8 protein-coding genes are annotated in these 12,384 nt (G+C 58.2%); 7 read left to right on the forward strand and 1 reads right to left on the reverse strand.

What is annotated here, in order from left to right:
- Positions 1–72: 72 nt before the first annotated feature.
- Positions 73–702 carry an SCO family protein gene (locus tag C8N42_RS13880; RefSeq protein ID WP_107817177.1) on the reverse strand — a complete coding sequence of 210 codons (630 nt, stop codon included), beginning with the start codon at positions 700–702 and terminating at the stop codon, positions 73–75.
- 91 nt (positions 703–793) lie between these two features.
- Between C8N42_RS13880 and regB the strand changes: the two genes are divergently transcribed.
- From regB to trxA, 7 genes are all read left to right on the forward strand, one after another.
- Entirely contained in the window at positions 794–2,188 is a 1,395-nt protein-coding gene (regB, locus tag C8N42_RS13885) for a sensor histidine kinase RegB (protein WP_107817178.1), read from the forward strand.
- A gap of 81 nt (positions 2,189–2,269) precedes the next feature.
- Entirely contained in the window at positions 2,270–3,859 is a 1,590-nt protein-coding gene (locus C8N42_RS13890; protein WP_107817179.1) for a PAS-domain containing protein, read from the forward strand.
- 72 nt (positions 3,860–3,931) lie between these two features.
- Positions 3,932–4,966: an aminoglycoside phosphotransferase family protein gene (locus C8N42_RS13895; protein WP_107817180.1), complete on the forward strand. Its 1,035-nt coding sequence runs from the start codon at positions 3,932–3,934 to the stop codon at positions 4,964–4,966.
- A gap of 26 nt (positions 4,967–4,992) precedes the next feature.
- Positions 4,993–5,616: a nucleotidyltransferase family protein gene (locus C8N42_RS13900; RefSeq protein ID WP_342747973.1), complete on the forward strand. Its 624-nt coding sequence runs from the start codon at positions 4,993–4,995 to the stop codon at positions 5,614–5,616.
- Positions 5,616–8,588, forward strand: a complete 2,973-nt coding sequence (addB, locus tag C8N42_RS13905) for a double-strand break repair protein AddB (RefSeq protein ID WP_107817182.1) — start codon at positions 5,616–5,618, stop codon at positions 8,586–8,588. The genes C8N42_RS13900 and addB overlap by 1 nt, the downstream gene beginning before the upstream one ends.
- Positions 8,581–11,961, forward strand: coding sequence for a double-strand break repair helicase AddA (addA, locus tag C8N42_RS13910; RefSeq protein ID WP_107817183.1), 3,381 nt, complete (start codon positions 8,581–8,583; stop codon positions 11,959–11,961). The genes addB and addA overlap by 8 nt, the downstream gene beginning before the upstream one ends.
- 56 nt (positions 11,962–12,017) lie before the next feature.
- Positions 12,018–12,338 (forward strand): thioredoxin, encoded by a 321-nt coding sequence (trxA, locus tag C8N42_RS13915; RefSeq protein ID WP_107817184.1) that lies wholly within the window; start codon positions 12,018–12,020, stop codon positions 12,336–12,338.
- Positions 12,339–12,384: the final 46 nt, after the last annotated feature.

Consider the following 12,384-nt stretch of genomic DNA (forward strand, 5'->3'; position numbering starts at 1 on the left):
GACCCTCCCGCCATCGGCATAATCTGATAATTTCAGATAGGTTTTAGAACGTGTCTAAGGGAGGGTCAATTTTTACCCTGCGGCGTCGATGAAACAGGCCACCCGGTCGGCCATTTGCTCGGGCGTATCCTCACGCTTGAAGAAATCGACAAAACCGATTTCCGGGAAGACGAGGTAGGCGAAGGTCGAGTGATCTACGAGGTAATATTCTGGATCGCCGTCTTCCTGTTTCTTGTAATAGGTCTTGTAAGCCATCGAGGCGGCCTTGACCTGTTCCGGGGTGCCGGTAAGACCGATCATGTTGTCATGGAACAGCGAGGTGAATTCCTTGACGATCTCCGGCGTGTCGCGTTCCGGGTCGATGGAAATGAACGCCGCCTGTGCATCATATCCGCGCTCATCGAGAATGCGCAGGGCATCGGCATTGCGCATATTGTCGAGCGGGCAGACATCGGGGCAGAAGGTATAGCCGAAATAGAGGATTGTCGGTTTTGTAAAGACATCCTTGTCGGTCACCGTCACACCGTCTTCGTTCACAAGCTCGAACGGCCCGCCTATCGCGGAAGCTCCGCCCCCCACAGAGGACACGCGACATTGGGCAAAGGGATCGTCGGCGGCAGGGCGGCTGACAAACCATAAGCCGGCTCCAAGACCCGCGACAACAAGGGCAACAGCCGCAACGGCAATGGTTTTCGTGGACATCTTTGCTCTCCTCTCGTTGCCACGCATTGATCGAGAGAAACGCAGGCACTAACAAGGGTTTTAATGCCGCAGCGAGGTAAAAAGAGCGTCAATGATTGAAAACGGAAACGGTGTCATGGCCGGAGAACGGCGATCCGATTGGGTGCGGTTGCGCACTCTGGTTGCCGTGCGCTGGATCGCAATCGCCGGTCAGATCGGCACGATTCTGGTCGCCATGCTCACCCTCGATCTGCGGTTCGACTACGGCGCTTTCGCACTGGTGATCGGAGCCTCGATCATCCTCAACATCGTATCCAGCTTCATTTATCCGGAAAACACCCGGCTGAGCGAACGCGGTGCGACGCTGATGCTGTTGTTCGACATCCTCCAACTGTCGGCACTTCTCTATTTCTCCGGCGGACTGAACAATCCGTTCTCCATGCTCATTCTCGCGCCCGTGTCGATTTCCGCCTCTGCCCTGCGTCCGAAATCCTCGATCCTCACCGGTGCCGTCGCCATTGCTTTGGTCAGTGTTCTGGCGCTCTATTATTTACCCTTGCAGACCGGGGATGGACAAATCCTGACCGTGCCGGGGCTGTTTCTCTTCGGGACTTGGGCGGGGATCGTCATCGGTGTGGTCTTTCTCGGCGTCTTCTCCTGGAAAGTCGCTTCGGAAATTCACACCATGTCGGAGGCGCTTCTGGCCACCCAGATGGCGCTTACCCGCGAACAGAAGCTGACCGATATCGGCGGTGTCGTCGCCGCCGCCGCGCATGAGCTGGGAACCCCTCTGGCAACGATTAAACTTGTGTCGAGCGAGTTGGTCGACGATCTCGAAGGTCAGGAAGAGTTGCGCGACGACGCCCGTTTGATCAACGAACAGGCGGATCGGTGTCGCGACATTCTGCATTCGATGGGGCAGGCGGGAAAAGACGACCTCCACATGCGCTTCGCCCCACTTCAGGCGGTGGTCGAAGAAGCGGCACAACCCCATATGGCGCGCGGCAAATCCGTCACCCTCGATGTTCTGGGCTCCGAGGACGAAAGCGCACAACCCTATGTCTATCGACGCCCCGAGATCATCCACGGGCTGCGCAACCTGGTTCAGAATGCGGTGGATTTCTGCGAAACAACCGTCTGGATCGACATCGCCTGGAGCGCGGATGATATTCGTCTTCGGATCATCGACGATGGCGCAGGGTTTCCCGCGTCGGTGATCGGACGGATCGGCGATCCTTTTATGCACGGGCGACGCGCCGACAAGGAATTCGAGAAACGCCCCGGCTATCAGGGCATGGGGTTGGGCCTTTTTATTGCCAAAACCCTGCTGGAGCGCACCGGAGCGGAGATAGCATTTTCGAACGGGTCGGACCCGCACGATCTGCATTTGCATGCCGGCCGTCGGTCGGGCGCAATCGTGGAATTGTCCTGGCAAAGGCATATGATCAGCGTTCCCGAAGGAGAACAAAACAAGGCACTGGGAGAAAATACTCTTCTGACATCGTGAAGTCCCGCGCTTTAACCACGCGTTAACCATCATTCCCGACACTGCATCCGTCGCATATGCGCAGTGTAGGATGGGAATCACATGTCACCGAATATCCTGTTCACCTTTATTTCTCTGGTTGTCGGAAGTTTCGGCATCGCCTTTCTCGTGCTCTACGGGCTGGCTCAGCTCGCCGCACATCGGGAGCGGCTGGACGCCATTACTCTGGCCTCTCAGGACAACGATATCGTCTTTCTGTTCGACGACGAAAAGCTGGTGAACGCGACTCCCGCCGCGCAGAGCGTTCTTGCCGCCGCTGCCGATGTCGGATCGGATTGGTCGCGGCTGTTGTCCGTCATGATTTCGAAATTCCCGACCCTTCAGCACGAAATTTCCGAACTGGCGGACCGGGGCAGCATGGCGCTTGAATCCCGTGACGGGAACGCCGTTCTGAAATGCGAATGGCGCAACGGTCTGGCGCGCATCACGCTCTTCGACCGGGAAACCGAACAGGCCCATGTTGATATGGATCGCCATTCTCTCATGGCGATGGAACAGGAGCTGGAAACCCTGCGCGCAACCACGCAAAACGTCCCGTTTCTGGTCTGGCGCGAGGTTGAGAACGGCACGATCACCTGGGCTAACACCGCATATCTCACTCTCGCCGACAGCCTGTCCGAAACAGGCGAAAACACAAGCTGGCCGCCAGCCGCCCTGTTCGACACCAAGCTTCTGGCACAAGCCGGACCGAACGAGGCGCGGCGTTTGAGTTTCAAGGACAGGGACGGCACCCCACATTGGTTTGACATCTATCGATTCGCCATCGGAAACGATGCGCTTTTTGCGGGCAGTTCGGCGGATCGCACGGTCAAGGCCGAGGAGACCCTGCGCGAATTCACCCAGACGCTGACAAAAACCTTTTCGCATCTGACCATCGGTCTGGCCGTGTTCGACCGCAATCGGCGCCTCGCCCTGTTCAACCCGGCGCTGACCGATCTCACCGCTCTGCCTGCAGAATTTCTGATCACCCGTCCGGCCCTCACCACTTTTCTCGATCGCCTGCGCGACAATCAGATGATGCCCGAGCCCAAGGATTACAAATCCTGGCGTCAGGAAATGACAGCCTTGGAAAATGCCGCCGAAGACGGGACTTACGAAGAGGTCTGGACCTTGCCCGGCGGCATGACCTACCGGATTTCCGGGCGTCCCCATCCGGATGGCGCCATCGCCTTCCTGTTCGAAGACATCTCGGCCGAAATGTCGCTCACCCGGCGATTTCGTGCCGAGATCGAAACCGGGCAGGCCGTACTCGACACCCTGTCGGAAGCGATTGCAGTGTTTTCCAGCGAAGGCATGCTGGTCATGGCGAACAGTGCCTACACAAATCTCTGGGGCCTCGACCAACTGGAGGGGATCGTCGAAACCAGCATTACGGATGCCACACGGATCTGGCATGCCAAATGCGCCCCCTCTCCGCTTTGGGGCGATATTCGCGAGTTTGTGACACAAACCGAAGAGCGCAGCGACTGGATTGGCCAGACCCGGCTCTGGGATGGCCGCCGTCTGAATTGCCGTTTTGTCCCCTTGCCCTCCGGGCAGACGCTTGTGGGCTTCACACCCGAGGGGCGCATCAACACTCTGCGCCCGACCTTGCGCCCGCAGGCCAGCACTACGCATTTCGCCGAGATGTAAAGCCAACCCTTGTGTCCCCCGCAGCGGGGCCTAAAGTCGGGCGACACATGTCCGACGCAAAAGGCCCTTCTCGTGACCCAACCCTCCGACCGCACCCAAAAACTTGCGGCATTTCTACAGACAAGCGACTGGTCCACGACGCGTTCTCTCGCCTTGGCGGGCGATGCTTCCCGCCGCCGTTACCATCGTTTGTTCGATGACATCGCCGGGCGTCAGGCCATCGTCATGGATGCCCCACCGGAAGCGGGCGAAGATGTCCGGCCCTTCCTGAAAGTGGCGTCCTATTTGCGTGAACTCGGGCTTTCCGCCCCGGAAATCTATGCCGCAGATGAGGAGCAGGGGTTCCTGATCCTCGAAGATTTCGGCGAAGATCTTTACGATCAGGTTTGCCTGCAAAATCCCGGTTCAGAACCCGAGCTTTACGACGCTGCCGTGGATGTTCTGATCCGGATTTGCGGCGCCCCTCCAATGGAAGGGCTCGAAGATTACGGCCCGAAAATGACTGACCTCGCCCTGTCCTGCTATCGCTGGTACGCGGAACCGATCCTTGAGCGCGATCTCTCCGAAGAGAGCGATGCCGTTCGCGCATCCCTGTCTCCGCTGATCGACGATCTCGGTCCGGGCAGCGTCACAATTTTGCGCGATTATCACGCCCAAAACCTGCTTTGGCTGCCAGAGCGGTGTGGAACGGCGCGGGTCGGCTTACTTGATTTCCAGGACGCCATGCTGGGTCATCCGGCCTACGATCTGATCTCGCTTACGACCGATGCCCGGCGCGATGTACCCGACACCATTCAAACCCGCTGCATCGACCAGTTTTGTGATGGTTTGGGCCAGAATCGGGTCGATTTATCACGTCAGGCAGCGATCTGTTCCGTGCAACGCAACCTACGCATTCTGATGGTCTTCGGACGCATGTCTCTGCATTTCGGGCGCCCGCATTATGTCGACCTGATCCCGCGCGTCTGGCGCTATTTGCAACAGGACCTGCAACACCCGGACCTTGCGGGCTTGGCGGAACTGCTTCGCAAAACCCTTCCCGAACCCGATGAAAACGCACTCAAGACATTGAAAGCAAAATGCGGCACAATCCCGACTCTGCAATGATCTTTTGCGCGGGGCGCGGCACCCGCATGAAAGAACTGACCATCGACCGCCCGAAGCCCCTGATCGAGGTGGCCGGACGACCCTTGGTCGATCATGCTCTTGAGCAACTGGAAGGGGTGCATCATCGGGTCGCAAACCTGCATTACCTGCCTGATAAGCTTGAAAAGCATCTCGGGAATGCTGGTGTTGAGACAATTCATGAGGAAGAACTCCTCGAAACCGGAGGCGGTCTGAAAAACGCCCTGCCGCTGTTTCGTGAAGATGCCATATTCACGATGAACACCGATGCGGTCTGGCAAGGTCCGCGTGCGTCCGAAGTCCTCGCCGCGCATTGGCAACCCGACAAAATGGACGCGCTTTTACTGGTCGTCCCCCAATCCCGTACTCACGGCCATCTGGGGCAGGGCGATTTCGACCTGTCCCAAGACAGCCAACTGCGCCGCGGCACTCAAACCGTTTACACAGGCGTTCAGATTTTGAAAACTGAACCAGTCTCGGCAATCGAAGACAGGCATTTTTCACTCAATCGCGTTTGGGAGGGTCTGTTTGAGGCCGGACGGATTTATGGGGTGGAATATGAGGGGCATTGGTGCGATGTCGGCCATCCCGATGGCATTGCCATTGCAGAAAAACTTTTGAAGGGAGTGTGATGTTCGTCGAAGGAGGGAAACCAGGTCTGTTTGGCGTGCCCTGCGGTGCGAATTACCCTCTTGCGATCAAAAACGGGCTTCTGAACCGCCTGAAAGACACTCCCCCCGAACTGTTGGCGCGCACCGAAATCTTCGTCAACACCTCGCGGATGCGCAAAGATATTCAGGGGGCATTCGATAATGGATCGACCCGATTCCTGCCCAGAATACGCCTTTTGTCCGAACTCGGCACCGAATATCAGTTCCTCGATCTCCCGGTTCCCGTGAACAGTTTGCGCAGGCGGTTGGAGCTTTCGCAACTGGTTGCACATTTTCTGCGACAGGAACCCCAATTCGCCACCCGCGCGTCGATTTTCGACCTCTCCGACAGTCTCGCGCAATTGCTCAGCGAGATGCAGGACGAGGGCGTCAGCCCGGATGATATTCGTGCCCTCAAGGTTCAGGATTCCTCCGGCCACTGGCAGAAATCCCTGCAATTCCTGTCCATCATTTTCGACTTCTTCGGCCCCGATACTTCCACCGATCCAGGTTCAGAAGCCCGCATGAAACTGGTCATCGACCGGTTGGAACGACAATGGCGCGAGACACCACCGGATCATCCGATCCTTGTCGCGGGTTCGACGGGCTCACGCGGCATGACGGCGCGTTTCATGTCTATCGTCGCGAACTTGCCGATGGGGGCCGTCATTCTGCCCGGCGTGGATTTCGATATGCCGGAGCCGGTCTGGTCGCAAATCCGGAATGCCGAGCGCGCGGCTTTCGAACATCCCCAAGAGCGGAGCGCCCGTATGGCCGAGCGCCTCGGACTTCGTCCGAAACAAATTGAACATTGGGACACGAAAGAGCCTTCAAACCCGGCGCGAAACCGGTTGGTGTCCCTTGCTCTACGTCCCGCGCCCGTGACCGATCAATGGATGGAGGAGGGGCCCGCCTTCAAGGGCGTCGCACTGGCCACACAAAAGATGACCCTGATCGAAGCGCCGGACATGCGCATCGAATCGAATGCCATCTCTCTCATTTTGCGTCAGGCTACGGATGATGACAAAACCGCCGCCCTGGTCACACCGGATCGCGATCTGGCCCGGCGCGTGACGGCTTTGCTGGATCGCTGGAACATTGTGCCGGACGACAGTGCGGGGATTCCGCTCAATCAAACACCCCCCGGTCGCTTGTTGCGCCACCTTGTCGGCTTCATGGGGCGGAACATTTCCGCGGAAGATCTGCTTGTCTTGCTGAAACACCCGCTCTGTGCACGGGGATCACAGGGCGACGAGGGGCGCGGGTATCACCTGCTCTGGACGCGCGAACTCGAAGTACATCTGCGCCGCACAGGACCGGCCTTTCCCGCGCGCGACGATATCCTGAAATGGGCTGTCAGTTCCGGCGAAGACAAAAAAGACAAAGACGGTCGCAAACATTGGGCAGGCTGGATTTCCGATCTTCTGGAACAACTGCGCATCGCGCCCGAAGGTCATCTGTCCGAGCATCTGAATGTGCTTGTTGCGCTGGCCTCGGCTCTTGTCAAAGGGCCGGTCGGCGAAGATGACAGCGAACTTTGGGCACAGAATGCCGGTCGGGAAACACGGCGACTTGTCGAGGATCTGCAACGCGAAGCGGAATATGGCGGATCCCTGAACATCCATGAATTCGCCGATCTATTCCGCGCCATTCTGGGGCGTGGACAAGTCCGTGATCCCTCTCCCAAACATCCGAAAGTGATGATCTGGGGAACGCTTGAGGCGCGATCCCTTCAGGCCGATCTTGTGATCCTTGCCGGGCTGAACGAAGGCATCTGGCCCCAAGCCGTCGGGCAGGACCCGTGGTTCAGCCGCGATATGCGGCGACAAGCAGGGCTGATTTCTCCAGAGCAATCCATCGGTCTATCCGCACATGATTTTCAACAGGCGATTGCCGCACCTGAGGTTGTCCTGACCCGTGCGAAACGCGATGCGGAGGCGGAAACGGTCGCCTCGCGCTGGCTGATCCGGCTGACCAACCTTATGGCGGGCATGTCGGACGAAGGACGCGCGGCGCTTGAAAAGATGCGTGAGCGCGGCGCGGAATGGATGGGACTCGCCGAAGCATTGGACGAACCGGATTTCATCCTTCCACCCGCAAAACGACCAAGCCCGCGCCCGCCCGCACATGCCCGGCCCCGGCAACTTTCGGTCACACGAATCGAAACGTTGATTCGCGATCCTTACGACATTTACGCCAGCCGCATCTTGCGCCTGAGCAGACTCGACCCTCTGTCCCGCGATCCGGATATTCGCGAACGCGGCACGGCGCTGCATGCGATCATGGAACGCTATCTCGCACAGATGGGCGATGACAGCCATAAGGCGGCGGTGGCGCGGTTTCTGACCGTTGCGGAAGAGGTTCTGGAAAGCGAGGTGGCCTGGCCATCTGCGCGGCGAGTCTGGCTTGCCCGCGTCCGTCGGATTGCCGATCAACTGGTGCGCGACGAACGGGAAAGACTTGAGAAAGGCGTACCTTGCGGCATTGAAGCCAAAGGCGCGATGCATCTGCCCGAGGTGGATTTTTCCCTGACCTGCAAGGCCGACCGGATCGACCGGAAAGCGGACGATACATTTGTGATCTACGATTACAAATCCGGCACGCCGCCAAGCGAAAAACAAACCCGGAAATTCAGCATTCAGCTTTTGCTGGAGGCGATGATGATGGAAGCGGGAAAATTCGAAGGCGTGCCAAAGGGTCGCGTCTCCGAAGTTGCTTATCTCGGGCTCAATGCCGCTTTGAAACAGACGGTGCTGCCACTGGAACCCCATGACATCGCGGAAGTGCGTGAGCGCCTTGTCAAACTCATCGCCGCCTATGACGATCCCGAACTGGGATACACCTCCCGCCGGATGATGGAGACCGTGCAATACAAGACCGATTTCGAACATCTCGCACGATTTGGCGAATGGTCGATTTCCGACAGCCCCACGCCGGAGGACCTCGATGACTGAGATGAACGAGGCCACCCGGCGTCAGATCATGGCTGCCCGTCCCGACATGTCCACATGGCTTTCGGCCAATGCGGGCTCGGGCAAGACAAAGGTGCTCACCGATCGCGTAGCGCGGCTGTTGCTCGATGGCACGCCGCCGCAACACATCCTCTGCCTCACCTACACCAAGGCCGCCGCCGCCGAGATGCAGAACCGGCTGTTCAAGCGGCTGGGCGACTGGGCCATGTTGCCCAACCCTAAGCTGACAGAAGAACTGCGCGCACTGGCCCCCGACAAGGATCTGGACAGCGACGTGTTGCGCCATGCTCGCACCTTGTTCGCTCGGGCCATTGAGACGCCGGGCGGGTTGAAAATTCAGACCATCCACTCCTTCTGTAGTGCGCTTTTGAGACGATTCCCGCTCGAAGCGGGGGTTTCACCGCAATTCAAGGAGATGGATGAGCGACAATCCCGACGCATGATCGCGGATATTCTCGAAGAGTTGGCTCTGGGGCCTGAGCGCGATGTGCTCGACGCCGTGGCATTGCATGTCAGCGATCTCGATCTGACGGAACTCGCGCTCAAAATCGTGGCAAAACGCGACGGTTTTTTGCCCGCAAAGCAGGCTAAGGACATCTGGTCCTGGTTCGATTTGCCCGAGGGCTATGACGAGAACGCGCTTTTGGGCGAGGTGTTCCTCGGAGGTGAACAGGAGATATTTGCGTCCTGTGCCGCCTTGATGGAAGGCTCAAGCGCCGCCGATCAGAAAATCGCGCTATTTTTCCGCCATTGGGCTGGATTAGAGCCGAGTATGAGCCTTGTAGAACAGCTTTGCGGTAAGCTGCTCTCAGGTGAAAACACCAAAACACCCCTGCAATCGAAATTCTATGCGCAACATTCGAGCCTGCCGACGCGCAAACTGATCGACGCCCATCCCGGCGGGTTTGATCGCCTTGAAGAGCTGATGAAACGGGTGGAGGCCGTCCGCCCGCGTCTTTTCGCGCTTTACGATGCCAAGCGCACCTTGGCTCTGCACCATTTTGCCCAAACGATCCTGCCGCCTTACCTGGAGCACAAGGCCCGGCTTGGGCTTCTCGACTTCGACGACATGATCCGGCGCGCGCGCGATCTCCTGTCGATCTCGAACGTGTCGCAATGGGTGCTATATCGGCTCGATGGCGGGATCGACCACATTCTTGTCGATGAGGCTCAGGACACAAGCCCCGACCAGTGGCGCGTGGTGCAATTGCTTGCCGGAGAATTCACCTCGGGCGAAGGGGCGCGTGCCGATGTGACCCGCACGATCTTTGTCGTCGGCGATCACAAACAGTCGATCTATTCCTTCCAAGGCGCAGCGCCCGAAGCCTTCGACCAGATGAAGGCGCATTTCGGCGAGAGGCTGAACGCCGTCGGCCAACCGCTTCAGGATCTGGCTCTGCAATATTCCTTTCGCTCGTCACCGGCGATTTTGACCGCGACCGATGCAGTTTTTGCCGCAAGCGGAGGCGAAGGAGTCGGAGGCCCCCCCGAACATATCGCGTTTTTCGACGATATTCCGGGTCGCGTCGATCTCTGGTCTCTGGAGGAACCGGAGAAATCCGAAGAAGAGGATGAAAACTGGGAAGACCCGGTCGATATCATCCGCCCCGAACACCACAGCGCCCGGCTGGCGACGCGGGTGGCGGATTTCGTTGCCGAACTTCTCACATCCGGTTCAATTCCCGATAAGGGTGGCAAGGGCAGGCCGGTTCAACCCGGCGATATCCTGATCCTCGTGCGCAGCCGGTCCGAATTGTTCGGACGGATGCTCCGCACCCTGAAATCCCATCCAGCGGGCATTCCCGTCGCCGGGGCAGACCGGATGACATTGGGCGAGGAAATGGCCGTCAAGGACATGCGCTCTCTTCTGGCTTTTCTGTCCTTGCAGGATGACGATCTGGCCCTCGCCGAAGTCTTAAAATCGCCTCTGTTCAACTGGTCCGAACGCGATCTGTATCGCCTTGCGCACGGGCGTACGACCATCACGCTTTGGCGTCAGCTCTACGAACGCCGCGCGGACTGGACAGAGACCTATGCCATCCTCGAAGACCTGAGGCAGGTCTCCGACTTTCTGCGGCCTTACGATCTGATCGAACGCGTTTTGATCCGCCATGACGGGCGGCGCAAGTTCATTGCCCGACTGGGCAAGGAGGCCGAAGACGGGCTCGACGCGCTTTTGCATCAGGCACGCAGCTATGAAACCGCAGAGACACCCAGCCTGACAGGGTTCATCGCATGGCTCGAATCTCAGGACATTCAGCTCAAACGCGTGCTCGATGAAAATTCCAACCTCGTGCGTGTGATGACGGCACATGGCTCGAAAGGTCTGGAAGCCCCTATCGTGATCCTGCCGGATACGTTGAAAACCCTGCGTGAAACGCGGGAAGAATTCATCGAACCGGAAACCGGGCAACTGGTCTGGAAGGGTGCGGCGACCCAACGCTCAGATCAGGTAAAACAGACCCTAAACCGGCTCAAAATGGCCGATCTTGAGGAGGACAGACGTCTTTTGTACGTGGCGATGACCCGTGCGGAAAAATGGTTGACTGTCTGCGGGGCCGGTGAAGAAAAACCCGAAACTTGGTATGAACTTGTGAAACGGGGGCTTTCCGGTCTTGCCACCGAAACCTGTGAACTGGCCGGACGGACGGGAACGCGTTATGCGCATGGGGCTTGGCCGGAAACTGCAAACAACATCGGTGATCGACACAGGACATCCCACAGTCTGCCGAACTGGGCCCTGAAACCTGCCTCTCAACCGGATGTGAAGACCACCGTCATTTCGCCTTCCGATCTCGGCGGCGCCAAGGCGTTGCCCGGCGAGGATGGGATTTTCGACAAGGAAACCGCCATGCGGCGCGGCAGTCAACTTCATCGCCTGATAGAAGTTCTGCCCGATGTTGCCCACGAGAATCACGAAGCTGTCGCACGCTTTGTCCTCTCAATCGGCGAAGAAACTGCGCTCGACACGGAAATCCCGGAGTTGATGGCCGAAGCTCTGAATGTCATTCGCGGCCAGTATGACTGGGATATTTTCGGTCCCAATTCGCTTGCGGAAGTACCTTACACCGGTCGGATGGGTGAACGGATCATTCACGGCATCATCGACAGGCTGATCGTCACCCCGGACCGCATCCGGATCGTGGACTATAAATCCAACACGGTAATCCCGGATTGTATCGAAGACATTCCGGAAGGCTTGCTGCGCCAGCTCGGCGCCTATGCGCAGGCCGTGGGAGAGATTTATCCGGGTCGCGAAATCGAAGTTGCGCTTTTGTGGACGAAAACGGCAACGCTTTGCCCCGTGCCTCTCGATATCGTGATGGATGCCCTCGGTCGCACCGCCACATCTTGACCATCAAGAGGTGCCGACCTAGATTTTTGCCAAGTTCAAAATTCAGGAGAAGCCCCATGGCGACCGTAAAAGTCAGCGACGACACTTTCGCATCCGAAGTCCTTGAATCCGACATCCCGGTGGTTGTCGATTTCTGGGCGGAATGGTGCGGCCCCTGCAAACAGATCGGCCCGTCCCTCGAAGAACTGTCCGAGGAACTCGACGGAAAGGTCAAAATCGTCAAAGTGAACGTGGACGAAAACCCGAACGCACCTGCGCAATTCGGCGTGCGCTCGATCCCCGCGCTCTTCATGTTCAAAGGCGGCGAAGTGGCCTCCGCGAAAATCGGCGCCGCTCCGAAAGCGGCTCTGGCCAACTGGATCTCGGAAGAAGCCTGATCCTTACGGATATAATGCGAATTCGGGCGCCCATCGTGGCGCCCTT

The sequence above is a fragment of the Celeribacter persicus genome (assembly GCF_003050785.1).
Classification (GTDB): Bacteria; Pseudomonadota; Alphaproteobacteria; order Rhodobacterales; family Rhodobacteraceae; genus Celeribacter; species Celeribacter persicus.

Excerpts from the sequence above, each read along its gene's own strand:
- C8N42_RS13880 (WP_107817177.1), bottom strand. The coding sequence starts at position 702 with ATGTCCACGAAAACCATTGCCGTTGCGGCTGTTGCCCTTGTTGTCGCG.
- regB (WP_107817178.1), top strand. The coding sequence starts at position 794 with ATGATTGAAAACGGAAACGGTGTCATGGCCGGAGAACGGCGATCCGAT.
- C8N42_RS13890 (WP_107817179.1), top strand. The coding sequence starts at position 2,270 with ATGTCACCGAATATCCTGTTCACCTTTATTTCTCTGGTTGTCGGAAGT.
- C8N42_RS13900 (WP_342747973.1), top strand. The coding sequence starts at position 4,993 with ATGAAAGAACTGACCATCGACCGCCCGAAGCCCCTGATCGAGGTGGCC.
- addB (WP_107817182.1), top strand. The coding sequence starts at position 5,616 with ATGTTCGTCGAAGGAGGGAAACCAGGTCTGTTTGGCGTGCCCTGCGGT.
- addA (WP_107817183.1), top strand. The coding sequence starts at position 8,581 with ATGACTGAGATGAACGAGGCCACCCGGCGTCAGATCATGGCTGCCCGT.
- trxA (WP_107817184.1), top strand. The coding sequence starts at position 12,018 with ATGGCGACCGTAAAAGTCAGCGACGACACTTTCGCATCCGAAGTCCTT.